The organism is Shewanella mangrovi, from assembly GCF_000753795.1.
GTDB classification, from domain to species: domain Bacteria; phylum Pseudomonadota; class Gammaproteobacteria; order Enterobacterales; family Shewanellaceae; genus Shewanella; species Shewanella mangrovi.
Map to the genome: position 1 here is coordinate 14,417 of NZ_JPEO01000023.1, position 25,006 is coordinate 39,422.

The window sequence follows — 25,006 nt, forward strand, 5'->3', positions numbered from 1 at the left end:
CAGAGGTGTACTAGACACCTCGCGTATAATTACCAGGTTTGGGTTGCCACGAACTTGTCGAGACCAGCCTTCAGCTCACCTTCGATATCGGCGTTATAGTCGCCAGTAGCGTTGATGGTCTTCATAAGCTCAGCGTGCTCGCTGTTCATGTAGGAGAGCAGGGCAGCTTCAAAATCACCGACTTTCTTCAGTTCAACTGATTTCAGGTAACCTTTCTCAGCCGCGAAAATAGACACAGCTTGGTCAGCTACACTCATCGGTGCATATTGCTTCTGCTTCATCAGTTCAGTTACGCGTTCACCGTGTTCCAATTGAGCACGAGTCGCGTCATCTAAGTCAGATGCGAACTGAGAGAAGGCAGCCAACTCTCGGTACTGAGCCAGAGCGGTACGGATACCACCGGACAGTTTCTTGATGATCTTGGTCTGAGCCGCACCACCCACACGAGATACCGAAATACCTGGGTTAACCGCTGGACGTAAACCAGAGTTAAACAGGTCAGTTTCCAAGAAGATCTGACCATCGGTAATCGAAATTACGTTAGTTGGTACAAACGCAGATACGTCACCCGCCTGGGTTTCAATAATAGGCAGCGCGGTTAAAGAACCGGTTTGACCTTTTACTGCACCGTTAGTGAACTTTTCTACATACTCTTCGTTTACGCGAGAAGCACGTTCCAGCAAACGAGAGTGCAAATAGAATACGTCACCAGGATATGCTTCACGGCCTGGTGGACGACGCAGCAACAGTGAAATCTGACGATATGCAACGGCCTGTTTTGACAGGTCATCGTAAATGATCAGCGCATCTTCACCGCGGTCACGGAAGTATTCACCCATGGTACAACCAGAATATGGTGCCAGGTACTGCAGCGCCGCTGCTTCAGAAGCAGAAGCCACAACCACGATGGTGTTAGCCAGCGCGCCGTGTTCTTCCAGCTTACGTACTACGTTAGCGATGGTAGAAGCTTTCTGACCAATAGCTACGTAGATACATTTAATACCTGAATCTTTCTGGTTGATGATGGCGTCGATAGCCATCGCAGTTTTACCAGTTTGACGGTCACCGATGATCAGCTCACGTTGACCACGACCGATTGGGATCATGGCATCAACGGCTTTATAACCGGTTTGTACTGGTTGAGAAACTGATTTACGGTCAATAACGCCTGGCGCGATCACTTCAACAGGACCAAAACCATCGTTATCTACTGGGCCTTTACCATCGATAGGTTCACCCAGAGTGTTAACAACACGACCTAACAAACCACGGCCCACTGGAACTTCCAGAATACGACCTGTAGTTTTTACTTTTACGCCTTCCGCCAAATCGGCGTAAGGACCCATTACTACGGCACCGACAGAATCACGTTCTAAGTTCAACGCGATTGCAAAACGGTTGCCTGGCAGCTCGATCATTTCACCCTGCATTACATCGGCCAGGCCGTGAATGCGAATGATGCCGTCGCTCACCGAAACGATAGTTCCTTCGTTACGGGCTTCACTGACAACTTCGAACTGCTCGATCCGCTGCTTAATCAGATCGCTGATTTCAGTGGAATTCAGTTGCATGCTCAAACTCCCAATTACGATTGCAGCTTATCAGTCAGGCGGTTCAACTTACCACGGACAGAGCCATCGATGACTAAGTCGCCTGCTTTGATAATTACACCGGCAATCAGGCCGGTATCTGTGCTGCAATTCAGCTTAACTTTGCGTGCAAGACGTTTCTCAAGAGAAACACTTATCTGCTGTACTTGTTCTGCGCTCAATTCAGTTGCCGACGTTACCGTCGCTTCAACTTCTTTAGCCCACTCAAGACGATACTCAACAAATTGCTGAGCCACAGCAGGCAGCACACCCAAGCGATCATTTTCCGCCATCACTTTGATCAGGTTCTGACCATGCGCATCAACTTGTTCACCACAAACCTTAATAAACAGATCTGCCAGTTTTTCACTCGACAACGCGCCATTAATTAATGGCTTCATGGATTCATTTTCACTGACCAAGGCAGCGAAACTCAGCATTTCTTCCCAAGCTTCGACTGCTTGATGTTCAACCGCGAAGTCAAAAGCTGCCTTAGCATAAGGACGAGCAATGGTGGTTAACTCAGCCATAACTCCACTCCCTTATTAAATTTCAGCAACAAGTTTCGCGATAATGTCGCTTTGTGCGGCTTCATCAATCGAACGTTCGAGGATTTTTTCAGCACCAGCCAGTGCCAGCGCAGAAACCTGCTGACGCAGTTCCTCTTTTACACGATTACGTTCAGCTTCAATTTCAGCTTGTCCCTGAGCGATGATTTTCGCACGCTCAGCGTCTGCTTCAGCTTTGGCTTCATCAATAATCTGAGCCTTGCGCTTATTGGCAGACTCGATGATTTCGTTGGCTGTAGCCTTAGCATCTTTCAATTGATCCGAGGCTTTTTCTCGAGCCAATTCTAGGTCTTTGGCTGCACGGTCAGCATTTGCAAGACCATCAGCAATCCTTTTTTGGCGCTCTTCGATGGCACTCATCAAAGGTGGCCAAACAAACTTCATGCAGAACCACACGAAGATAATAAAGGCGAGCGTCTGACCGATGAGGGTAGCGTTGATATTCACAACAGCCTCCTACTTTTGATTTAAGACAGAAGCATTAGCCGTGCAGCATGTTACCCAGTGGGTTGGTGAACAGCATGTAAAGTGCGATACCTACACCAATCATGGTTACAGCGTCGAGCAGACCTGCAACGATAAACATTTTAACCTGCAGCATTGGTGCCATTTCAGGTTGACGAGCAGCGCCTTCTAAGAACTTGCCACCCAGCAGACCGAAGCCAATAGCGGTACCCAAAGCACCCAGACCAATGAGCAAAGCAACAGCAATTGCAGTAAAGCCCAGAATCGTTTCCATCTGTATCTCCAAATTCTAAATCTATGTTAGTTAATGATTTAGTTAAAAATATTGTTCAGCAATCCTTAGTGATCTTCATGCGCCATGCTTAAGTAAACAATGGTTAGCATCATGAAGATAAACGCCTGTAACGTGATAACCAAAATATGGAAAATCAGCCATCCGAGTTGTAAACCTACACCCAGAGTACCGATTGCCAAATTAGCCCCGTACATCAGCGCAATAAGGATGAAAATCAACTCACCTGCATAGAGGTTACCGAAGAGACGCAAAGCCAGAGAGATAGGCTTAGCAATCAAGGTAACGAACTCAAGCACGAAGTTGACAGGTATCATTGCCTTTACATTAAAGGGTTGAAGTGTCAGTTCTTTCACAAAACCTGAAAGACCTTTTACCTTAATGCTGTAGTAAATAATCAATATAAACACCCCTAGCGCGAGACTAAAGGTCACATTAAGGTCAGCCGTAGGCACCACCCTAAATTTCTGGTTGTGATCACCGGCGACCAGCTGTGCCAAAGATGGCAACCAATCGACAGGAACCATATCCATGAAGTTCATCATGAATACCCAGACAAAGATGGTTAAGGCTAATGGCGCAATCAGCTTATTGCGACCATGGAATGTTTCTTTCACGCTAGAATCGACAAACTCCACCAGCATTTCGACAAAACATTGCAGTTTGCCAGGAACGCCTGTAGTCGCCTTTTTACCAACGCTACGGAACAGCCATAGGAACAACACACCAAGACCTACCGAAAAGAGCAACGAATCAATATGCCATGTCCAGAAGCCACTTGGTTCAGAGCCAGAAGCCCAGAACGTCAAGTGATGCTGGATATATTCCTGCGGCGTTAAAGCTTCACCAGTTGCAGACATGATTCATCCCACTTTAACTTTACTTGAAGTATAAAGGCGCTGCCCAATGCACCATTAGCCCTAATAGATAACAAATGAAAAGCGGCACGATAGCGACTTCCATGTTGATAAATACCAGTGAAAACAGCACGATTGTAGACAACATCTTTATCGCTTCCCCCCAGTAAAAGCCTTTCAAGACTTTCGCTGATGCTTTGGCCCCCACATGGGCGAAAGCTAGGGTCGCGAATACAAAATTAGGCAGTACAGCAATAGCTGCCCCCGCGAGCGCGGACAGACCAAACTGCACTCCCCACAGTGCGAAAAAGACTACTGAAGCCCCCCCAGCTACCACCGCTTGACAACCAACCAGTTTAAACGCTGATTTTCGACAGCGATGGGCTAAAATCTTACTCAATCAGTCCTCTCCGCATTAACTACTTTTTGTACAACGGCCAGAATTAGTTCACCAACCGAGTCACTGCGTACAAAAAGCTTGCGAAAGTATACCGTTAAAAGACTTCAATGCAACGTGATGCAAAATGGAAATTGGCGATGTAAATGTGACATATCGCCAATTTATCAGCTTTAGAAATTCTGTATATGTAGAAAAATTACTACATTTTCGACTAATCTGAAGGGCTAATTAGTTTTTTATCTACTAAATTAGTGAATTTTTGAAAGAATACCGTCCAACTCTGACAAATTTTGGTAATTAATTACAATTTTGCCGGTACCTTTGTTGCTGTGCGAGATGGTTACTTTTGCACCTAAAAGATCAATTAATTTGCTTTCTAAACGTGAAATATCGGCATCTTTCTCTTTCTTTTCGGGCGGAGCAACCGGATTTAGCAGCTTATTGACCAAACGTTCTGTTTCACGAACTGTTAATCCTTTAGAAGCAACAAGTCTAGCGGTGGTCGTTTGCTTATCACCTTCAAGCGCTAACAAGGCACGAGCATGTCCCATGTCCAAATCACCACGCTCTAACATCACTTTTACGGGCTCATTGAGCGTATTAAGACGCAACAGGTTAGAAACTGCAGTTCTTGACTTACCTACTGCATCAGCAACCTGCTGATGTGTCAGTTCAAACTCTTCCAGCAAGCGATTTAGCGCAATCGCTTCTTCCATTGCATTAAGATCTTCACGCTGAATATTTTCGATTAACGCCATAGCAACGGCGTTTTCATCGGCAACCTGTTTCACAATACAAGGGACGGTATTCAATTGTGCAAGCTGGGCCGCCCGCCAACGACGCTCACCCGCAATAATTTCGTATTGCTGCGCGCTCACTTTACGCACCACAATGGGCTGAATAATGCCTTGGCTACGAATAGAATCGGCCAATTCTTCTAACGCTTCTGGCAACATGTCTTTACGAGGCTGATACTTTCCAGGCTTTAACAGATCAAGATCCAGATTTAACAGCAGCTCACCGGTAGCTGGTTGTTCAGTATTACTCTGGTCATCAACCTTAGTATTGGCGGCATGGCTAGTACTCAGAAGTGCATCTAGGCCTTTGCCCAAGCCCCGTTTTTTCAAAGACATTGTGTTTCCTTCAAGCCTGTGTAATTTTCTTATTGTGTTGTTCGCTGCGGCGGATCATTTCCCCCGCCAAGGCTAAATATGCTTTAGCGCCAGCACTGCCCTTATCGTAATACATGGCAGGAGCCCCGAAACTCGGCGCTTCAGCTAAGCGAATATTCCGCGGAATAACAGTACGGTAAACCTTATCGCCAAAGTGTTGTTTGAGCTGATCGGACACATCATTGGCCAAACGATTACGCGGGTCGTACATAGTACGCAAAATTCCCTCAATCGCCAGCCCCGGATTAACCATAGCGGCGAGTTTGGAAATGGTATCCATCAGCGCGGTGATCCCTTCCAGCGCATAATACTCACACTGCATAGGAACCAATACCGAATCGGCTGCAGACATGGCATTTACCGTCAACATGTTGAGTGATGGCGGGCAATCGATAAAAATATAATCGTATTGATCGCGAATCGCGCTTAAGGCATTACGCAAGCGGATCTCACGGGCAAAGAATTCCATCAGTTTGATTTCCGCTGCCGTCACATCACCATTACCAGCAACTAAATCATATTTGCCGACAGTGTTGCGCACTACAACGTCGTCAAATGGCTTTTCTTCAACCAAAAGCTCATAGGCAGTGTTTTCTGCCTCGTATTTATCAACACCACTGCCCATGGTGGCATTGCCTTGCGGATCTAAATCAATCAACAGCACTTTGCGTTTTGTTGCTGCAAGCGACGCCGCCAGATTGACACTTGTTGTTGTTTTTCCCACGCCACCTTTTTGGTTAGCTACGGCTATAATTCTCGCCACAATGTCACCTTGTCCATCTCGTCAGTGATTGATTTCCGTTTAATATCTGCACAAAGTTGCTTGATACGCCAGCGAATTGCAAGAAGCTCAGTCGCAGGAAGTGATAATCAACAGATGTCGTTGTTCAGATAATTGAGGAACTATTAATTCTATTTTTTGTTCGATATTAAAATTATCTGGAATATCAGCCAGTTCATGGTCATCAAGTTGGCCCTTCAACGCATAAAACTTTCCAGATGCAGCAGGCAGATGATGACACCATTGCAGCATATCAGCGACTGAAGCAAAAGCGCGGCTAAGAACACCATCAAAACCATGTTCTGGTTGGTAGGCTTCAACGCGACTTTCCACTGAGGTGATATTGCTCAGTTTAAGTTCGATCTGCACCTGCTTTTGGAAGCGAATGCGCTTACCCAAACTATCCAGTAACACAAACTGTTTGTCTGGATTGAGGATCGCCAAAGGTATTCCCGGCAGACCAGGACCAGTGCCGACATCGATAAAGCGTTCACCAGCTAAATGCGGAGATACCACCAAACTATCCATGATATGTCGGATCAACATCTGCTCAGGATCACGCACGGATGTCAGGTTATAGGCCTTATTCCATTTTTGCAGTAAGCCTACAAATGCCAACAACTGCTGTTGTTGCTCTTCAGTAGCCGTTATTTTTGCTGCGGCTAAATACGATGATAACTGTGCTGCCAGCACGCGACATACTCCATAATAATTTCGGCGCCAATATTATGATGCCCAGAAAAGACGAAGGGAAGCCCGAAGCTTCCCTTTGCAAGCGAAGATTCAGCGTTAGGCGCTACGACGCAGTAAGCCCATTTTCTTCAGATGTACCAACAAAATCGAAATAGCCGCTGGCGTGACACCTGAAATCCGCGACGCTTGACCAATAGTTTCTGGCTTATGGTTATTGAGTTTAGCCACAACCTCATTGGATAAGCCTGGCACTGCTTTGTAGTCCAGATCTAACGGTAAACGGGTATTTTCATTACGTACCGCTTTATTGATCTCATCCTGCTGACGCTGGATATAGCCAGCGTATTTCACTTGGATCTGGATCTGTTCGGCCACTTGCGGGTCGTCAACACCTGGCCCAAAACCTTCTAACGACATCAATTTGTCGTAATCCAGTTCTGGACGACGCAGCAGTTCCTCAAATGAAGCTTCACGTGAAATAGGCGTATTTAAATGCGGATTCAACGTCGGCACTAAAGGTGAATTCACGTGGATCCAGCTACTACGTAGACGCTGTGCTTCCGTTTCAATGGCCTCAACTTTGGCAGAGAACTTAGCCCAGCGATGATCATCAACTAAGCCCAGTTCACGACCTTTTTCTGTCAAACGCAGATCGGCATTATCTTCACGCAGCAGCAAACGGTATTCGGCGCGGCTGGTAAACATACGGTAGGGTTCTTTAGTACCTAAGGTCGACAGATCGTCTACCAGTACCCCAAGATAAGCCTGATCGCGACGAGGACACCAAGCCTCTTTGCCTTGTACCTGCAATGCAGCATTGGCACCGGCTAATAGGCCCTGAGCGCCCGCTTCTTCGTAGCCGGTAGTACCGTTGATCTGTCCAGCAAAGAACAAACCATCGATAGTCTTGGTTTCCAGTGAACTCTTCAGATCGCGCGGATCGAAATAATCATACTCAATAGCGTAACCTGGACGTAGGATCTCAGCATTTTCCATGCCTTTAATGGAACGTACTAAGTTCAGCTGTACATCAAACGGTAAGCTCGTAGAGATACCATTTGGATAAAGTTCATGAGTTGTAAGTCCTTCCGGCTCGATAAAGATCTGATGCGATGATTTATCAGCAAATCGGTGGATCTTATCTTCAATTGACGGGCAGTAGCGTGGGCCAATACCTTCAATCACCCCTGAATACATTGGGCTGCGATCTAGTCCACCGCGAATAATTTCATGGGTGCGCTCATTGGTATGGGTGATATAACAAGATATCTGCTGCGGATGGTGGCTCACATCACCAATAAATGACATCACTGGTAACGGTTTATCACCTTGCTGTTCTGTCATTTGAGAGAAGTCGACAGTACGCGCATCAATACGTGGTGGTGTGCCTGTTTTTAAGCGGCCAACACGCAATGGTAATTCGCGTAAACGACTTGCCAAAGCAATTGCGGGTGGATCGCCTGCGCGGCCACCACTGTAATTTTCTAGACCAATATGGATCTTACCAGCGAGGAAGGTACCAGTAGTCAATACAACCGCAGCTGCTTCAAACGCTAAACCCATTTGGGTAATTACACCAACGACGCGATCGTTTTCTACGACCAGATCTTCTACTGCTTGTTGAAATAAGCGTAGGTTTGGTTGATTTTGCAGTATGCGTTGTATTGCTTGGCGATAGAGTGCTCTATCCGCCTGAGCCCGTGTAGCTCTTACTGCAGGGCCTTTGCTGCTATTGAGCACACGAAATTGAATACCTGCATAATCGGTTGCGGTCGCCATGGCACCACCAAGGGCATCGATCTCTTTGACCAGATGGCCTTTACCAATACCACCGATCGCTGGGTTGCAAGACATTTGGCCCAACGTATCCAGATTATGGGTCAGTAACAGCGTTTTACTTCCCATTCTGGCTGCAGCCAAGGCAGCTTCAGTACCTGCATGACCTCCGCCAACCACAATCACATCAAACCGCTCGTGAAAACGCATTACTTAACCTTCTGGATACTAAAAATCTAAAACCACGTAGCCGATCATTTTAGCATTTCAAAAGATTGAGGTGAACGATCTATTTGCACTAAAAGATCGGTTAACCGCTTGGCTTATAGATCTTAAGATCTTTATATAGATCTACTTATTATGTTTACTATTAAGCAAGCCTATATCGGTTGATAACCCTATAAATCAATTAAAAATAACAAGTTACGTAAGATCTAAACTGTGATCTTTAGTTGATCTAAAGGCCTAATTACTGTTGATAGATCGCTGTTTTATCCACAGGGCGGATCTGTAACCGATCCACCCTATAAACAATACAAGAATTGATCAGATCTAAATGACATTTTATCCACATATTTATGATTTAAATTTTTTAAATGTGGATAATGTCGATCTAATCTGTGAATTAGCTGGTATAAATTCATATTTAAGCGGGAATTTTTTCAATCCAACTTTCAAGCCATTGAATTGCTGGATCTTCTGGAACTGGATCATACTGAACGTCGATCTGAACCTTGTCAGTGAATAACTTTGCTCCTTTCTCTGAGAGTAAGGTGGCTAATTTTTCTGGTCCCTGGCAAAAAGTGTCATAACTAGAGTCGCCAATAGCGCATAAAGCGTAGTGAGTTGTACTGAGATCGATGTCTGCTTGTTGTAATTGTTGGTAGAAAGCTAAAAGGTTATCGGGGAGATCGCCGGCTCCGTGTGTTGAGGATACAACCAGCCACAATGCTTCGGGTGCAAGTTCGCTGAGGTCAGGATCTAAGTGCAGCGTGACATTAGCACCGTGTTGTTCCAACAGCGCCGAAAGTTCATCTGCGACGTATTCTGCGCCACCGAGGGTGGTACCTACGATTATCTCTACTTTGTTTGTCATGGAGTTGTTCAACAAATTACCGAATGGATTAGCTTCCATGGTAAAGGAACTTGGTGAAGGTGAACATTATCTTCGCAGAGATATTAAGAAGGATATTGCCAAACAAAAAGGCCACAGCAGAAGCTGTGGCCTTTGTCAGCACTTTAATGCTTAAGCACCAATATCACGCAGTTTATTGCCTGACATCAGGTTAGATTCAATTTTTTCCAGGGTGACACCTTTGGTTTCTGGTACAAACATCAGCGTTACCACAATAAACATGAAGTTAAATGCAGCGTACATCCAGAAGGTTTGCGCAGTACCAATACCGTTCAGCAAGCTCAGGAAGGTCGCACCCAGCACCATGTTTGATGCCCAGTTAGTGGTCGTTGAGCAAGCAATACCAAAATCACGGCCTTTCAGCGGTTGGATTTCAGAGCACAGTACCCACACCATAGGTGCAGCACTCATGGCGTAACCTACGATACATACCATAGACACCAGTACGGCCAAGTAAGAGAAGTATGCTGGCGCATCGCCCTCCAGTACATATTTCAGCAGCAGCCCTAAGCCAAACATACCGAGACCCATTACGGTAAAGCCGATCTTCAGTGCAGGTTTGCGACCCCAACTGTCAGCCATAGCAATCGCGATGAAGGTCGCTAATACGAAGGCCAAACCAATAAAGGCGGTACTGAACATTTGTTCTGTTGGTGAACTAAATCCAGCAATCTCAAAGATTTTCGGTGCGTAGTACATCAGAATGTTCATGCCAGTAAATTGCTGCATAAACTGTAATACCATGCCCAAAAATACGCTGCGGCGGAAGTTAGGGTTGGCCTTAAACAGTGCAAAACCTGATTGTTTTACTGACAAGCTGCGTATGATGTCTTCGTACTCTTCATCCGCTTCGCGTTCGCCGTTACGAATTTCACGCAGAATCTTACGTGCTTCTACTAAACGGCCTTTAGATGCTAACCAACGTGGTGATTTCGGCATCGACATAACGGTAAAGATCAGCAGGATTGAAGGTAGCATTAATACGGCAAACATTAGACGCCAGTTGCTGATATCTAAGCCAAGCATGGAATAGGTTTCTTGCACACTGAACGCAGTATCTGACAGGAATGCAGCCAAAATACCGATAGTTACCATTAACTGATAGGTGGCAATGCGACGTCCACGTACCGATTTATCCGACATTTCTGACAGATACAGCGGTGCTGCAAACGAGGCTATACCAATTGAAAAGCCCTGAATGACGCGGAACACATACATGACGAAAATGTCTGGCGCCAGCGCACAACCTAGGGTCCCCACCCCAAACATTATGCCACCGACCAATAGACTGTTTTTTCTACCCAAGGCGGCGGATAACCAACCGTTGGATATTGCCCCAATAGTGGCACCTAGCATCATGGTACTTACTACCCATTCTTGCTCGTGAATGGTGATATTCCATTCATTAACGATAAACGGTAGAGCACCAGAGATAATGCCGATATCTAACCCAAACAACAGTCCGGCGATGGACGCTGCAAAGGTAACCAACTTGCTACTTTTACTGTTTGCCATGATGGTTCATCTCATATTGTAATATAATACTAGAATTACACTGGGTCTGAATGTAACAGAAAACAGCCACAAGTAATGAGACATATTTGACAATTATGGAAGAAAATTTCAGTTTTAGGCTGATAATCTTAATTGAAGCCGTAATAAATACGGTTAATGAATAATTTTTGGAAGATGATTACATTTCAGACACGAACCTAAAATGGAAACGTGTCTAAAACGGCTGAACTCTGACTATTTACCTATACAAAAAGAACTGAAAATCCGTCCCAACAGATCATCAGAGGTAAATTCGCCGGTAATTTCACTTAGTGCATGTTGGGTCATGCGCAGCTCTTCAGCTAATAGCTCACCTGCTTGGAAGACTTCTAACTGCTCTTTGCCGAGCTGCAGATGTTCGCTGGCAGTTTGCAGTGCATCTAGATGACGACGACGCGCAATAAAACTGCCTTCAGTGCTGCTATTAAAGCCCATCAACTGTTTTAGGTGCAGTTTTAGCTCACTCACGCCAGCCCCCGTCTTGGCTGAAATACGAAATACCGGGTAACCTTGCTCCGTATTATGATCTACGGCTTCGCCGGTGAGATCTGCTTTATTGCGTACCACAGTAATACCGAGATTTTCGGGTAAGCGATCGACAAAGTCGGGCCAGATTTCCTTTGGATTGACCGCAATGGTATCGGTGCCATCTACCATAAAAAGTACCCGATCGGCATTGGCTATTTCGGCCCATGCACGCTCGATACCAATACGCTCCACTGTGTCTTCAGTATCACGCAAACCAGCGGTATCAATAATATGGAGTGGCATGCCATCGATATGAATATGTTCTCGCAGTACATCGCGAGTGGTACCGGCAATTTCGGTCACAATGGCGGATTCTTTACCGGCAAGTGCATTTAGCAAGCTCGATTTACCGGCATTAGGTCGGCCAGCGATGACGACTTTCATGCCTTCGCGGATTAGCGCGCCTTGCTGGGCGCTTTGTTGCACTTCGCTGAGTTTATCTATGATGCGGTACAGCGCGTTGGCAATTTTGCCATCGGATAGAAAATCGACTTCTTCGTCGGGAAAGTCGATAGCGGCTTCCACATACAAGCGAAGGTTAGTCACTTGCTCAACTAACTGATTTACTTCAGTCGAAAATTCGCCTTGCAGTGACATCAATGCACTTTTTGCTGCTTGTTCGCTGGTAGCGTCAATTAAGTCAGCGATGGCCTCGGCTTGGGCTAAATCCAGTTTGTCATTTAAAAAAGCTTGTTCGCTAAATTCACCTGGGCGTGCCATGCGAATCCCTTCGACTTCCAGTACGGCGCGGATCAGCATATCCATTACCACTTGGCCACCATGGCCTTGTAGTTCCAATACGTCTTCACCAGTAAAGGAGTTAGGACCTTTAAAATACAGTGCTATCCCTTGATCAATCACTTTGCCATCAGCACTGCGAAAATCACAATAATCGGCATAACGTACTTTGGGTAAATGCCCGAGTACTGTTTCTGCTGCTTTGGCGGCGTGTGAACCCGATACACGGACGATGCCCACACCTCCTTTGCCTGGAGCGGTAGCTTGCGCGACGATGGTATCTGTAACCACGGATATTTCCTTTCTTAAACGAACAAAAAGGCGGCTTAACGCCGCCTTTATAATTTAGCTAATTGCGCCGTTTACTTCAGGCCTTTTTTCTCAAGACCTGCATAAATGACTTTCTGCTGAATAATGGCCACGATGTTACCCATTAACCAGTACAGCACCAGACCTGCAGGGAATACCATGAAGAACAGCGAGAAGATAACAGGCATCCACTGCATCATTTTTGCCTGCATAGGATCCATTGTCGGTGACATTGGTTGCAGCTTCTGCATGATATACATGGTAATACCGTTCAGAATTGGCAGCACATAATATGGATCTTGTACTGACAAATCGTGGATCCAGAAAATAAATGGTGCGTGACGTAGTTCGACGCTTTCCATCAATACCCAGTACAGGGCAAGGAAAATAGGCATCTGCAGGAAGATAGGTAAACAGCCACCCATAGGGTTAACTTTTTCCTTCTTATACATCTCCATCATTGCCTGACCCATTTTTTGGCGGTCATCACCAAAGCGGTCTTTGAGCTCTTGGATCTTAGGCTGCAGATTACGCATTCTTGCCATTGAGGTGTATTGCGCTTTGGTCAGTGGGAATAAAATACCGCGTACAGTAAAGGTGATCAGAATAATAGACAGACCCCAGTTACCGATAAATGAGTGGAAGAACATCAGCAGTTTGTAGATAGGAACTGCTAACCACCACAACACGCCGTAATCAACCACAAGGTTGAGTGATTCAGACAACTCTGACAAGGCAGCTTGGTCTTTCGGGCCTACATAGAAGTCTGCACCAATAGTTTTGGTTTCACCCGCCGCTACCGTTTGCGCAATACCGCGGAAACCAATGTTGGCCACCGTGCCATTGTTAACACTTGAATAGATGATGTTTTGCTCGTCAGCTGGTGGAACCCATGCTGATACAAAATAGTGTTGTAGCATTGCTACCCAGCCGCCTTGCGTTGGCTTATGCAGGTCTTTTTCCTGCATTTCATCAAATTTGTATTTTTCGTAACGGGTATCAGCCGTTGAGAACGCACCACCGCGGTAGGTTGGCATCATCATATGACTATCAGAAGGTTTGATGGTCTGTTTGATTTGGCCATACATCTGCAGTTGCAATGGTTCGGCAGTGGTATTGTGGATGCGATAGTCTACCCGTACATCAAATTTACCTTTGGTGAAGGTAAATACTTTCGTGTAGGTAACGCCATTAGCTGCTGTGTAGGTTAAAGGTACTTCGAGTTTGTCCTGACCATCGGCTAATGTATATGCTTGCTTTTCAACGGCAAAAGCGGCACGACCTTTCGCCGAATCAATCCCGTTTTTACCAATAAGACCGCTTTGTGCGATGTAAGTAAAATCAGGTTTCTGTTCCAGCAATACAAATGGATCATCTTTATTGAGTTCCAGCTTGTGTGATACCAATGCCGCCTGAACAATATCACCGCCTACAGGGTTAATCAGCACATCGAGTTGATCGGTTTTAACACTGATCAGCTCTTTTGATGCAACAACATGAGTTTCTGGCACATCGGCGGCACTATCATCAGCAACCGGAACGTCGTCATTTTGCGCAGCTTGTTGTGTGGCAACTGTTGATTCAGTGACTGCCGGTTGTGGAGCTTTATCTGCCTCCCACTGGTTCCATATCATGTAACTCACCAGTAGCAGGGCGATAAGCAATATATTGCGTTGAGATTCCATAGCCTATTTATTACACCTATTGTTTTTAGGAGGTACGGGGTCATTGCCGCCCGGATTTAAGGGGTGACATTTTATAATGCGTTTGATGGATAACCAACTCCCTTTAAGCACTCCGTGAACCTGCACCGCTTCTATGGCGTAATGAGAACAGGACGGATGGAAACGGCAGCGCTGACCGAGTAACGGACTGATAAATAATTGGTAGCCGCGAATGAGCTTTATTATCAACCATTGAAACGGCGACTTAACTTGCGCCATAGCTTATCCACCAAGGTTTTGAGTTGCGGATTATCCAGCTCAAGTACGCCACCACGAACCAAGACTACAATGTCAATTGCAGGCAATTGATGCTGATTCAGACGAAAACTTTCGCGAATAACACGTTTAACTCTATTGCGTTGATTAGCTCTTTTTACATGGCGCTTCGCCACAGTCAAGCCAATTCTAGGATGGGGCAAGCCATTAGGTACCGCCAACAGAGTAATTTCTGCTGAGGAGGCTTTTTTAGGATCGGTAAAAACTGATTTGAATTGTGCGGGAGTTAACAAGCGTAACTCCCGCGAAAAGGTGTAACTAGTCACCTAGTTGTCTACTCAATTAAGCAGACAAACGAGCGCGACCTTTGGCACGGCGACGAGCCAAAACCTTGCGGCCGTTAGCTGTAGCCATACGCGCGCGGAAGCCGTGAGAACGCTTGCGCTTCAGGTTGCTTGGTTGAAAAGTACGTTTACTCATGATGGCAATCCGTCTTCAAGTTGGTTAATTTCCCAGCCTTCAAATGAAGGTAGGGGCAAAAAAGAGGCCGAATTGTAATCACTTTAGCTGAAGGCGTCAACAACACGGCACGACTTTGAGCGAATAAAATCACTCAAAAACGATATTGATCTTTGAATAAACACTATTGAGTGTGGATAACTTTGTGTATTTACCACTAGATATAGTGTTCGCTTCTTGCAGAACAAGATCGCTGGTGGCGCATTATAGATCAAGGTTGATCGCTTAATAAAGTGGGATTTTTCATAGATTATTCCCCCCAAGATCCAGTATGATCGCTACTGATCAAACAAGATGCAGATCATCGATCTCGTTGGGGATAACATTTCTTCTAACCGACGATTATTCAGATCTCGCTGTATAATTCGCGCCCTCAGGGATAATAATTGGGGATAAGTTGGTGACAGTTTCTCTTTGGCAACAATGCATTGGCAGGCTGCAGGATGAGCTTTCAGCGCAGCATTTCAGTATGTGGATCCGTCCACTGCAAGCTGAAATGGATGGTGAAACGCTAGTATTGTATGCGCCAAATCGCTTCGTGCTGGATTGGGTGAGAGATAAATATCTCAACTTGATCAACCAGTTTTTCACTGAGCAATTGGGGAATGATGCACCAAAGTTGCGTTTTGATATCGGCAGTCGACCTGTTGTTAAGCCGGTTGTAGCGACCGCGCCAGCTCGAGCGTCTAAAGGTGTCGCGGTGAAAGCGCCAGCTCCATCTTCAAGCTCGTTTGCCGCAGATGAACCTGTGGTTGAACATGGTTATCGCAGCAATATTAATCCTACCTATCAGTTTGATAACTTTGTCGAAGGTAAATCGAACCAATTAGGTAAGGCCGCTGCGCTGCAGGTGTCCGAAAATCCCGGTGGCGCCTATAACCCGCTATTTCTTTATGGTGGCACCGGCCTAGGTAAAACCCACTTATTGCATGCCGTCGGTAATGGCATTTTGAAAAATAAGCCGAATGCAAAAGTGGTGTATATGCATTCTGAGCGTTTTGTACAAGATATGGTAAAAGCGCTGCAGAACAATGCCATTGAAGATTTTAAACGTTACTATCGTAGCGTTGATGCCTTGTTTATCGATGATATTCAATTCTTTGCCAATAAAGATCGCTCGCAGGAAGAGTTTTTCCATACCTTTAACGCGCTGTTAGAAGGTAATCATCAGATCATTCTGACGTCAGACCGCTATCCCAAGGAGATCGATGGGGTGGAGGATCGACTGAAATCGCGTTTCGGTTGGGGCTTAACGGTAGCGATTGAACCGCCAGAGCTGGAAACCCGTGTAGCGATTTTGATGCGTAAAGCGTTAGAAAACGGCATTACTCTGCCAGATGAGGTAGCGTTCTTTATCGCTAAGCGTTTGCGTTCTAATGTGCGTGAACTTGAAGGCGCTCTTAACCGTGTGATTGCTAACGCAAACTTCACCGGTCGACCAATAACTATCGATTTTGTGCGCGAAGCGTTACGTGACCTCTTGGCTCTGCAAGAAAAATTAGTCACTATAGATAATATTCAGAAAACAGTGGCTGAATATTACAAGATTAAGATGGCAGATATGCTATCTAAGCGCCGCTCCCGCAGTGTTGCCCGTCCACGGCAAATGGCAATGGCGTTGTCTAAGGAATTGACTAACCAAAGTTTGCCGGAAATTGGCGATGCTTTTGGTGGTCGAGACCATACAACCGTGCTTCATGCGTGCCGCAAGATTGCGCAGCTGCGTGAAGAAAGCCACGACATCAAAGAAGATTACGCGAACTTGATCAGAACCTTATCTTCTTAAATCAGGGATCTACACAATGAAATTTTCTATTGAAAGGGATGAGTTGCTCAAACCGTTGCAACTAGTATCAGGTGCAGTTGAACGACGTCATAATCTGCCCATTCTTTCTAATGTTCTTGTGGAAGTAAGTGGTCACTCACTCAAGTTGACTGGTACTGATTTAGAAGTCGAATTGGTTGGCTCGGCGCCAATCACGGGGGATATTCAAGAAGGGCGTACTACCGTACCAGCGAAGAAGTTACTCGATATTGTGAAGTCATTACCTGATCACAGCGAAGTTAATGTCGAGCAACAGGAAAATAAATGGTTGTTGCGCAGTGGCCGCAGCCGCTTCACCTTGGCAACGCTGCCTGCGGAAGAATACCCAAACGTTGAAAGCTTCCAACCTAATATCGAGTTGAGTTTGAGCCAGGGACTGCTGAAGTCGTTGATTGAAGCGACGCAGTTCTCTATGGCCAACCAAGACGTGCGTTATTACCTCAATGGTTTATTACTTGAAACTGAGGGTAGTGTCTTACGCGCGGTAGCGACTGATGGTCACCGTTTAGCCTTAAGCCATCGTTCAATTGAGGCTAATTTAGCTGAAAACCAAGTGATTGTGCCTCGTAAAGGCGTAGTAGAGCTGTCGCGGTTATTGGATAGCGACGATCAATCGATAGCACTTGCCATTGGTGAAAACGCGATTCGCGCGACAACTGCAAGTGCAGTATTAACCAGTAAGCTAGTAGACGGGCGTTTCCCTGATTATCGTCGCGTATTGCCTAAAGGTGGCGATAAGGTGGTGATTGCCAGCCGCAACTCACTTAAACAATCCTTGTTGCGGGCCTCTATTCTCTCTAATGAGAAATTCCGTGGCGTGCGCATTCAGTTGTCTGATTCTTTATTGAAGATCAATGCCAATAACCCTGAGCAGGAAGAAGCAGAAGAGATTGTGGATGTTGAATACAGTGGTCCATCGCTCGAAATTGGCTTTAACGTCTCTTATCTGCTCGACGTACTCAACAGCCTTAAGTCTGACGATGTACGGATTACGCTGTCTGACGGTAACTCCAGTGCACTAATTGAAAACCACGTTGAAGAAGATTCTATGTACGTGGTCATGCCCATGCGTCTGTAGGGCTAACGCGCCTTAATGATTATTCAACAGCTGCATGTTGAGAGTTTTCGCAACATCCATTCAGCCCAATTGTCGCCTGGCAATGGGCTGAATCTCATTTATGGCCATAACGGCAGCGGTAAAACCAGTCTGTTGGAAGCCATTCATTTCCTTGGGTTAGGCCGCTCATTTCGCAGTCATCTCGCGCAGCGCGTGATTCAAGAGGGCGAAGATAAGCTGCAGCTCTTTTCCCGTTTAGCGGCGGGTGACGAAGAACACAAGCTTGGGTTACGCCGCTTTCGTAATGGTGATACCGAAGTGCGCATGGACGGCGAACGCATCAAAAAGCTGTCTTTATTGGCTGAAGCATTACCGATTCAATTGATCACACCTGAGAGTTTTGCACTGCTGTTTGAAGGACCAAAAGCGCGGCGCCAGTTTATCGATTGGGGCGCGTTCCATTCCGATCCTAGCTTTTATCTTAATTGGATGAATGTTCGCCGTATTTTAAAACAGCGCAATCAACTACTTAGAGATAAAGCCAGTTATCAGCAGATCGCCTTTTGGGATAAGGAATTCTTACGATATTCCACTGCGGTAACCGAGATACGAAAACACTACGTAGACTCGTTAAATGAGCAACTTAAGGGTATAATCGGAGGGTTTTTACCACAGGTTGAAGTGCGGGTTTCCTTCACTCAAGGCTGGGACAGTAAAACTGACTTTGCCGAGCTATTACAGACGCAATATGAGCGTGATTTAGCAATGGGGTTTACTGTCAGCGGACCGCATAAAGCGGACTTACGTTTACGTGTGGGGACTCTACCTGCACAGGACGCTTTATCCCGTGGTCAATTGAAGCTGTTGGTCTGTGCTTTGCGAATAGCACAGGGAAAGCTGCTCCAGCAGCAGTTAAACAAAAACAGCATCTATCTGGTGGATGACTTGCCGTCAGAGCTAGATAAACAACATCGAAAATTATTGCTGCAGGAGTTAGTAGAAACCAATGCGCAAGTATTTGTCACTGCTATCGATCCTGCTGCTATATCGGATTCTTTGAACTTCCCGCCTGACAGGACGTTCCGCGTGGAGCGGGGGGAAGTGAAGGTCATTGAATAGCCAACGAGAGAATAATATGTCAAATAACAGTTATGATTCTTCGAGTATTAAGGTGCTCAAAGGCCTGGACGCCGTACGGAAAAGACCAGGTATGTACATTGGTGATACTGATGACGGTACCGGTTTGCACCACATGGTATTTGAGGTAGTAGATAACTCCATCGATGAGGCCTTGGCGGGTTACTGTAGCGATATCACTATCACTATTCATCTCGATGGCTCAGTGTCAGTAAAAGACGATGGGCGCGGTATTCCGGTAGCTCTTCACCCAGAAGAAGGTGTATCGGCTGCACAGGTGATTATGACCGTACTGCACGCCGGTGGTAAGTTTGACGACAACTCTTATAAAGTTTCCGGCGGTTTGCACGGCGTGGGTGTATCGGTGGTAAACGCGCTGTCAGAAAAGCTTAAATTAACGATTTGCCGTGATGGCCATAAATATGAGCAGTTCTACAATCATGGTGAGCCAAAAGCGCCAATTGAAGCGGTAGGCGATACTGATAAAACTGGTACTGAAATCCGTTTTTGGCCGAGCAAAGAAACCTTCACTGATGTTGAGTTCCACTATGAAATTCTGGCTAAGCGCGTCCGTGAATTGTCATTCCTGAACTCAGGTGTTGGCATCCGCTTGGTTGATGAACGCGATCAGCGCGATGAATTCTTCCACTACGAAGGTGGTATCAAAGCCTTTGTTGACTACTTGAACGTTAACAAGACGCCGGTAAACAAGGACATTTTCCATTTCTCGCAAGATCGTGAAGATGGCATTACCGTTGAAGTCGCTATGCAGTGGAATGACGGTTTTCAGGAAAACATTCTCTGTTTCACCAACAACATTCCGCAACGCGATGGTGGTACCCACTTAGCTGGTTTCCGTGCGGCGTTGACCCGTAACCTCAACAACTACATGGAAGCTGAAGGTTACAACAAGAAGAACAAAACCAGTGCTACCGGTGATGATGCCCGTGAAGGTTTGACGGCGGTTATTTCGGTGAAAGTACCGGATCCAAAATTCAGCTCGCAAACCAAAGATAAACTGGTATCAAGCGAAGTGAAATCTGCCGTAGAACAAACCATGGCAGAAAAGCTGAATGATTACCTGTTGGAAAATCCGAACGAAGCACGTTTGATTGTATCAAAGATTATCGATGCAGCTCGTGCTCGTGAAGCAGCGCGTAAAGCACGTGAAATGACACGCCGTAAAGGCGCGTTAGACTTAGGTGGTTTGCCAGGTAAGCTGGCGGATTGCCAAGAGAAAGACCCAGGTCTTTCTGAAATCTACATTGTGGAAGGGGACTCTGCGGGCGGTAGTGCTAAACAAGGCCGTAACCGCAAGAATCAAGCGATTCTGCCGTTGAAAGGTAAAATTCTCAACGTAGAAAAAGCCCGCTTCGACAAGATGCTGTCTTCACAAGAAGTGGCTGCGCTGATCACCGCACTGGGTTGTGGTATCGGCCGTGACGAATACGATCCAGATAAAACCCGTTATCACAACATCATCATCATGACCGATGCTGACGTTGACGGCTCGCACATTCGTACGCTGCTGTTGACCTTCTTCTTCCGTCAAATGCCGGAGTTGGTGGAACGCGGTTACGTTTATATTGCCCAGCCACCACTGTTTAAAGTGAAAAAAGGTAAGCAAGAGCAGTATTTGAAAGATGAACCGGCATTGACTGAATACCTGACCAACCAAGCGTTGGATGGTGGTCGTATTTATCCATCTAAAGATGCGCCTGCGATTGCTGGCGCAGCAATGGAAAAACTGGTTCATCAGTATCGTGAAGTTGAAAGTGTGGTTGAGCGCTTGGAAAAACGCTTCCCTGATAACGTTACTGACCGCATGATCTATCATCCACGTGTGACCGCCGAGATGTTGGCTGACGAAGGCGCGATGGTTGCTTGGTGTAAAGCTTTGCTGGAAGACCTAGAAAATCGTGAAGCTAGTGGTGTTCTTTATAAGCTATCGCCAACACTTGAGCCGGAACGTGGTGTCTATCTGCCTAAGCTGACTGTACGTAAGCACGGTATTGATACGCACTATCTGTTTAGCTATGACTTCTTCCATTCTGGTGATTACGGCAAGATTGCCGCATTGGGCGAGCAGCTTGACGGTTTGATTGAAGAAGGTGGCTATGTTCAGCGTGGCGAGCGTAAGAAAGACGTGAGCACCTTTGCTGAAGCATTGGAATGGCTGGTGGCTGAATCAAAACGAGGCGTGTACATTCAGCGCTATAAAGGTCTAGGTGAGATGAACCCCGAGCAGTTGTGGGAAACTACCATGGATCCAGAAGCGCGTCGTATGCTGCAAGTAACGGTTGAGGATGCAATTGCGGCAGACCAATTGTTCAACACCCTGATGGGGGATGCTGTTGAACCTCGTCGTGAATTTATTGAGTCTAATGCGCTTAATGTGGCGAACTTAGACGTTTAATCGTAATCGGTTAGTTACTGATTTAAATAAAAAAGGAAGGCAATGCCTTCCTTTTTTATTGCCTGTTTCACAGTGATCTTGCGTTAGTGTTTACGATAAGCGGGTATAAAAAAACGCGCCGCTCTTAGCCGAGTTCGGCGCGTTTTGTGTTTTGGTTAAGCTTGTTTGTTAGGTTACGACAAGCTTAACGACACTCAGCTTATTGCAGCAGTGAAATATCCGCAACTTTGAGGAACAGGCCTTGCAGCTTGTTCAACAGTGCCAAACGGTTATTACGCAGCGCGGCATCATCAGCCATTACCATCACGTGTTCGAAGAAGTTATCTACTGCTTCACGCAGGCCAGCCAGTAAGGTCAGGGCGGCTTGGTATTCACCTTGTTCGAATAATGGCGCCAATTGTGGTGCCAGCGCGTTCAACGCATCGTTTAACGCGGTTTCAGCGGCTTCTTGCAACAGCGCAGGGTTGATATCGCTTGGCAGCTCACCATCCACTTTGGCCAGAATGTTCGATACACGTTTGTTGGCTGCAGCTAAGGCCAACGCGGGCTCCAGTGTTCGGAAGTGGCTTACCGCGTAGATACGTGCATCAAAATCTGCCGGTTTAGTTGGGTAACGTGCCAGTACCGACAGGATAACGTCCGTCGCAACGCCTTTATCTTGATACCAAGCGCGGAAACGGCCCATTAAGAACTCAACTACTTCATCAGCAGCATTGGCGTTCGTCAGGTTGTCACCGTGAGTAGCAATCGCTTTGGCTACCACGTCACGCAGATCCAAATTCAATTTGTTTTCTACGATGATACGCAGTGTACCAATTGCGGCACGACGCAGTGCGAATGGATCCGCAGCGCCTTTTGGTGCTTGGCCGATACCGAAAATACCTGTCAGCGTATCCAGTTTCTCTGCCAGCGCAACAGCGCATGAGGTGATCGCTGTAGGTACGCTGTCGCCTGAGAAACGTGGTTTGTATTGCTCTTCCAACGCAACGGCAACCGCTTCAGTTTCACCGTCTAGACGCGCATAGTGCATGCCCATGGTTCCTTGGGTGTCGGTAAACTCCATCACCATGTTGGTCATCAAATCGGTTTTTGACAGCAAGCCAGCACGTTTTGCATCAGTGCCGTCAGAGCCCAAGCTTTCTGCGATGAAACCCGCTACATCAGCAATACGTTCAACACGGTCTTTCAGCGTGCCCAGTTGTTTTTGGAATACTACGGTACCCAAGCTGGCAATGCGTGATTCAAGTGTTTGTTTTTTATCGGTATTAAAGAAGAATTCAGCGTCAGCCAAACGTGGGCGAACCACTTTTTCGTTACCGGCGATGATTTGCTGCGGATCTTTAGACTCGATGTTTGCCACGAAGATGAAGTTAGGCATCAACTTGCCTGCGGCATCAAAGACTGGGAAGTATTTTTGGTCGCCTTTCATGGTATATACCAGCGCTTCAGCTGGTACTTGCAAGAATTTTTCTTCGAAAGACGCGGTCAGTACCACAGGCCATTCCACCAAAGAAGCGACTTCTTCAAGCAGATCTTCATTGATATCGGCGGTGCCCCCCAACTTTGCCGCTGCAGCTTCAGCGTCAGCTTTGATGATTGCTTTACGTTGTTCGTAATCAGCCATCACTTTGCCGCGTGCCAGCAGATTTTTCAGGTAATCATCCGCATGTGCTAGCTCAAAGCTTGCTTCACCCATAAAGCGGTGACCGCGAATAGTGCGGGCTGATTCAATTCCAAGAATGCTGCCTTCAACTACGGCATCACCCAGTAACATAGTGATGCTGTGTACTGGACGGATAAATTGGGCGGTATTAGCACCCCAACGCATGCGTTTAGGAATAGGCAGTTTATCCAGCGCAGTTTGCACAAACGCAGGGATCAAGCTGGTGGTCGCAACGCCGGTGACTTTGGCGTGATACACCAGCCATTCGCCTTTGTCGGTTGCTAGACGTTCAGCATCGGCGACTTCAATGCCGTTACCACGAGCCCAGCCTTGGGCGGCTTTGGTTGGGTTTCCGTCGGCATCAAATGCGGCTTGCACTGATGGACCGCGCTTCTCAACCACTTTGTCTTGCTGTGCGGTTGCCAGTTGTTCGATATAAATCGCTAAGCGACGTGGCGCGGCAAACCATTTGGCTGCGGTGTATGGCAGCTCGGCTTTGTTTAGCTCTTCGTTGAAGCTCGCCAAAAATGATTCTGCCAAGGTGCGCAGTGCTTTTGGTGGCAGCTCTTCAGTACCAATCTCAACGAGTAAGTTTTCAAATTTCATACTGCTAGTCCTCACTTACACATTGGGAAGCCAAGGGCTTCACGCGCTTGATAGTAGGCTTCAGCCACACCTTTAGCCATGGTGCGTACACGTAGAATATAACGTTGGCGTTCGGTCACTGAGATGGCGTGGCGGGCATCCAACAGGTTGAATGCGTGTGAGGCTTTCATTACTTGCTCGTAAGCGGGCAGAGGTAATGGCTTTTCTAAGCCCAATAAGTGATTACAGGCTTTTTCACATTGGTCGAACATGCCAAATAGGAAGTCCACATCGGCGTGTTCAAAGTTGTAAGTCGACTGTTCAACTTCGTTTTGATGGAATACGTCACCGTAAGTGATTTTGCCTAATGGGCCGTCAGTCCACACCAAATCGTAAACACTATCAACGCCTTGAATATACATTGCCAGACGTTCTAAGCCGTAAGTGATTTCACCGGTTACTGGGCTACATTCCAAACCACCCACTTGCTGGAAGTAAGTGAACTGAGTCACTTCCATGCCGTTCAACCACACTTCCCAGCCAAGACCCCAAGCGCCAAGCGTTGGTGATTCCCAGTTGTCTTCAACAAAGCGAATGTCGTGCACGGTAGGGTCGATACCCAGCGCTTTGAGTGAGCCCAAATACAGCTCTTGGATATTATCTGGAGAAGGCTTCAGCACTACTTGGAATTGGTAGTAGTGCTGCAGACGGTTAGGGTTTTCGCCGTAGCGGCCGTCGGTCGGGCGACGTGAAGGCTGGACATAAGCGCTGCTCATTGGCTCTGGGCCGAGAGAACGTAAGAAAGTTTGTGGATGGAACGTACCGGCACCCACTTCCATGTCCAGCGGTTGGACAATCGCACAGCCTTGCTGTGCCCAGTAATCCTGTAACGTCAGGATAAAACCTTGAAAGGTTTTAACGTCATACTTGCTCGTCATGTCTACTGTATCAGCCATTGATAGAAAATGTTTTCGATTATACCTTGTAGGTCACTGGTTATGTAGGT

23 protein-coding genes are annotated in these 25,006 nt (G+C 46.5%); 4 read left to right on the top strand and 19 right to left on the bottom strand.

Translation table 11 applies throughout. The features are described from left to right. Positions 1–29: 29 nt before the first annotated feature. The 17 genes from atpA to rpmH form a co-directional block, all read right to left on the bottom strand. The gene (gene atpA, locus HR45_RS17465; protein ID WP_037445527.1) at positions 30–1,571 is read right to left on the bottom strand and encodes a F0F1 ATP synthase subunit alpha; all 1,542 of its coding nucleotides are present in this window, start codon (positions 1,569–1,571) and stop codon (positions 30–32) included. 14 nt (positions 1,572–1,585) lie between these two features. Next, complete coding sequence (gene atpH / locus HR45_RS17470) at positions 1,586–2,119, bottom strand: F0F1 ATP synthase subunit delta (protein WP_037445528.1); 534 nt, start codon at positions 2,117–2,119, stop codon at positions 1,586–1,588. Positions 2,120–2,134: 15 nt separating this feature from the next. Next, complete coding sequence (gene atpF / locus HR45_RS17475) at positions 2,135–2,605, bottom strand: F0F1 ATP synthase subunit B (RefSeq protein WP_037445529.1); 471 nt, start codon at positions 2,603–2,605, stop codon at positions 2,135–2,137. A gap of 34 nt (positions 2,606–2,639) precedes the next feature. Beyond that, complete coding sequence (atpE, locus tag HR45_RS17480) at positions 2,640–2,897, bottom strand: F0F1 ATP synthase subunit C (protein WP_037445530.1); 258 nt, start codon at positions 2,895–2,897, stop codon at positions 2,640–2,642. 65 nt (positions 2,898–2,962) lie between these two features. Beyond that, complete coding sequence (atpB, locus tag HR45_RS17485; protein ID WP_037445531.1) at positions 2,963–3,775, bottom strand: F0F1 ATP synthase subunit A; 813 nt, start codon at positions 3,773–3,775, stop codon at positions 2,963–2,965. Between the two features lie 19 nt (positions 3,776–3,794). Next, positions 3,795–4,172: an ATP synthase subunit I gene (locus tag HR45_RS17490; protein WP_037445533.1), complete on the bottom strand. Its 378-nt coding sequence runs from the start codon at positions 4,170–4,172 to the stop codon at positions 3,795–3,797. Positions 4,173–4,420: 248 nt separating this feature from the next. Further along, positions 4,421–5,305: a ParB/RepB/Spo0J family partition protein gene (locus HR45_RS17495; protein ID WP_037445534.1), complete on the bottom strand. Its 885-nt coding sequence runs from the start codon at positions 5,303–5,305 to the stop codon at positions 4,421–4,423. 10 nt (positions 5,306–5,315) lie between these two features. Beyond that, complete coding sequence (locus HR45_RS17500) at positions 5,316–6,107, bottom strand: ParA family protein (RefSeq protein ID WP_037445535.1); 792 nt, start codon at positions 6,105–6,107, stop codon at positions 5,316–5,318. An 87-nt stretch (positions 6,108–6,194) separates the two neighbouring features. After that, the gene (rsmG, locus tag HR45_RS17505; protein ID WP_037445536.1) at positions 6,195–6,818 is read right to left on the bottom strand and encodes a 16S rRNA (guanine(527)-N(7))-methyltransferase RsmG; all 624 of its coding nucleotides are present in this window, start codon (positions 6,816–6,818) and stop codon (positions 6,195–6,197) included. A 96-nt stretch (positions 6,819–6,914) separates the two neighbouring features. Then, complete coding sequence (gene mnmG, locus HR45_RS17510; protein WP_037445537.1) at positions 6,915–8,804, bottom strand: tRNA uridine-5-carboxymethylaminomethyl(34) synthesis enzyme MnmG; 1,890 nt, start codon at positions 8,802–8,804, stop codon at positions 6,915–6,917. Positions 8,805–9,240: 436 nt separating this feature from the next. Continuing rightward, positions 9,241–9,729, bottom strand: a complete 489-nt coding sequence (gene mioC / locus HR45_RS17515; protein WP_241461154.1) for an FMN-binding protein MioC — start codon at positions 9,727–9,729, stop codon at positions 9,241–9,243. A 111-nt stretch (positions 9,730–9,840) separates the two neighbouring features. Then, on the bottom strand, positions 9,841–11,244 hold the full coding sequence (locus HR45_RS17520; RefSeq protein WP_037445538.1) for a sugar porter family MFS transporter: 1,404 nt from the start codon (positions 11,242–11,244) through the stop codon (positions 9,841–9,843). A gap of 234 nt (positions 11,245–11,478) precedes the next feature. Beyond that, positions 11,479–12,840 (bottom strand): tRNA uridine-5-carboxymethylaminomethyl(34) synthesis GTPase MnmE, encoded by a 1,362-nt coding sequence (gene mnmE / locus HR45_RS17525; protein ID WP_037445539.1) that lies wholly within the window; start codon positions 12,838–12,840, stop codon positions 11,479–11,481. A 71-nt stretch (positions 12,841–12,911) separates the two neighbouring features. After that, positions 12,912–14,543, bottom strand: coding sequence for a membrane protein insertase YidC (gene yidC / locus HR45_RS17530; protein WP_037445540.1), 1,632 nt, complete (start codon positions 14,541–14,543; stop codon positions 12,912–12,914). A 3-nt stretch (positions 14,544–14,546) separates the two neighbouring features. Then, the gene (gene yidD / locus HR45_RS19285; protein WP_081933530.1) at positions 14,547–14,801 is read right to left on the bottom strand and encodes a membrane protein insertion efficiency factor YidD; all 255 of its coding nucleotides are present in this window, start codon (positions 14,799–14,801) and stop codon (positions 14,547–14,549) included. After that, positions 14,768–15,124 (bottom strand): ribonuclease P protein component, encoded by a 357-nt coding sequence (rnpA, locus tag HR45_RS17535; protein WP_037445541.1) that lies wholly within the window; start codon positions 15,122–15,124, stop codon positions 14,768–14,770. Before rnpA ends, yidD begins: the two co-directional genes overlap by 34 nt. A 16-nt stretch (positions 15,125–15,140) precedes the next feature. Continuing rightward, positions 15,141–15,278, bottom strand: coding sequence for a 50S ribosomal protein L34 (gene rpmH, locus HR45_RS17540; RefSeq protein ID WP_011758135.1), 138 nt, complete (start codon positions 15,276–15,278; stop codon positions 15,141–15,143). A 439-nt stretch (positions 15,279–15,717) separates the two neighbouring features. Here rpmH and dnaA point away from each other — a divergent pair, with 439 nt between their 5' ends. From dnaA to gyrB, 4 genes are read left to right on the top strand one after another with little or no spacing between them, the layout of a single operon-like run. Continuing rightward, positions 15,718–17,103, top strand: coding sequence for a chromosomal replication initiator protein DnaA (dnaA, locus tag HR45_RS17545; RefSeq protein ID WP_037445577.1), 1,386 nt, complete (start codon positions 15,718–15,720; stop codon positions 17,101–17,103). Positions 17,104–17,119: 16 nt separating this feature from the next. Then, on the top strand, positions 17,120–18,220 hold the full coding sequence (gene dnaN, locus HR45_RS17550; protein WP_037445542.1) for a DNA polymerase III subunit beta: 1,101 nt from the start codon (positions 17,120–17,122) through the stop codon (positions 18,218–18,220). A gap of 15 nt (positions 18,221–18,235) precedes the next feature. Then, positions 18,236–19,318 (top strand): DNA replication/repair protein RecF, encoded by a 1,083-nt coding sequence (gene recF / locus HR45_RS17555; RefSeq protein ID WP_037445543.1) that lies wholly within the window; start codon positions 18,236–18,238, stop codon positions 19,316–19,318. A 16-nt stretch (positions 19,319–19,334) separates the two neighbouring features. Continuing rightward, a complete protein-coding gene (gyrB, locus tag HR45_RS17560) occupies positions 19,335–21,752 on the top strand; it encodes a DNA topoisomerase (ATP-hydrolyzing) subunit B (RefSeq protein WP_037445545.1) in 2,418 nt (805 codons plus the stop codon). A 199-nt stretch (positions 21,753–21,951) separates the two neighbouring features. Here gyrB and glyS read toward each other — a convergent pair whose 3' ends face one another. Continuing rightward, positions 21,952–24,021: a glycine--tRNA ligase subunit beta gene (gene glyS, locus HR45_RS17565; RefSeq protein WP_037445546.1), complete on the bottom strand. Its 2,070-nt coding sequence runs from the start codon at positions 24,019–24,021 to the stop codon at positions 21,952–21,954. 11 nt (positions 24,022–24,032) lie between these two features. After that, positions 24,033–24,938: a glycine--tRNA ligase subunit alpha gene (gene glyQ / locus HR45_RS17570; protein ID WP_037445578.1), complete on the bottom strand. Its 906-nt coding sequence runs from the start codon at positions 24,936–24,938 to the stop codon at positions 24,033–24,035. Positions 24,939–25,006 lie beyond the last annotated feature (68 nt).

What these genes read in the sequence shown, in the direction of transcription:
- atpA (WP_037445527.1), bottom strand. Translation starts at nt 1,571, where the DNA reads ATGCAACTGAATTCCACTGAAATCAGCGATCTGATTAAGCAGCGGATC.
- atpH (WP_037445528.1), bottom strand. Translation starts at nt 2,119, where the DNA reads ATGGCTGAGTTAACCACCATTGCTCGTCCTTATGCTAAGGCAGCTTTT.
- atpE (WP_037445530.1), bottom strand. Translation starts at nt 2,897, where the DNA reads ATGGAAACGATTCTGGGCTTTACTGCAATTGCTGTTGCTTTGCTCATT.
- atpB (WP_037445531.1), bottom strand. Translation starts at nt 3,775, where the DNA reads ATGTCTGCAACTGGTGAAGCTTTAACGCCGCAGGAATATATCCAGCAT.
- HR45_RS17495 (WP_037445534.1), bottom strand. Translation starts at nt 5,305, where the DNA reads ATGTCTTTGAAAAAACGGGGCTTGGGCAAAGGCCTAGATGCACTTCTG.
- mnmG (WP_037445537.1), bottom strand. Translation starts at nt 8,804, where the DNA reads ATGCGTTTTCACGAGCGGTTTGATGTGATTGTGGTTGGCGGAGGTCAT.
- mioC (WP_241461154.1), bottom strand. Translation starts at nt 9,729, where the DNA reads ATGGAAGCTAATCCATTCGGTAATTTGTTGAACAACTCCATGACAAAC.
- HR45_RS17520 (WP_037445538.1), bottom strand. Translation starts at nt 11,244, where the DNA reads ATGGCAAACAGTAAAAGTAGCAAGTTGGTTACCTTTGCAGCGTCCATC.
- yidC (WP_037445540.1), bottom strand. Translation starts at nt 14,543, where the DNA reads ATGGAATCTCAACGCAATATATTGCTTATCGCCCTGCTACTGGTGAGT.
- yidD (WP_081933530.1), bottom strand. Translation starts at nt 14,801, where the DNA reads ATGGCGCAAGTTAAGTCGCCGTTTCAATGGTTGATAATAAAGCTCATT.
- rpmH (WP_011758135.1), bottom strand. Translation starts at nt 15,278, where the DNA reads ATGAGTAAACGTACTTTTCAACCAAGCAACCTGAAGCGCAAGCGTTCT.
- dnaN (WP_037445542.1), top strand. Translation starts at nt 17,120, where the DNA reads ATGAAATTTTCTATTGAAAGGGATGAGTTGCTCAAACCGTTGCAACTA.
- recF (WP_037445543.1), top strand. Translation starts at nt 18,236, where the DNA reads ATGATTATTCAACAGCTGCATGTTGAGAGTTTTCGCAACATCCATTCA.
- gyrB (WP_037445545.1), top strand. Translation starts at nt 19,335, where the DNA reads ATGTCAAATAACAGTTATGATTCTTCGAGTATTAAGGTGCTCAAAGGC.
- glyS (WP_037445546.1), bottom strand. Translation starts at nt 24,021, where the DNA reads ATGAAATTTGAAAACTTACTCGTTGAGATTGGTACTGAAGAGCTGCCA.
- glyQ (WP_037445578.1), bottom strand. Translation starts at nt 24,938, where the DNA reads ATGACGAGCAAGTATGACGTTAAAACCTTTCAAGGTTTTATCCTGACG.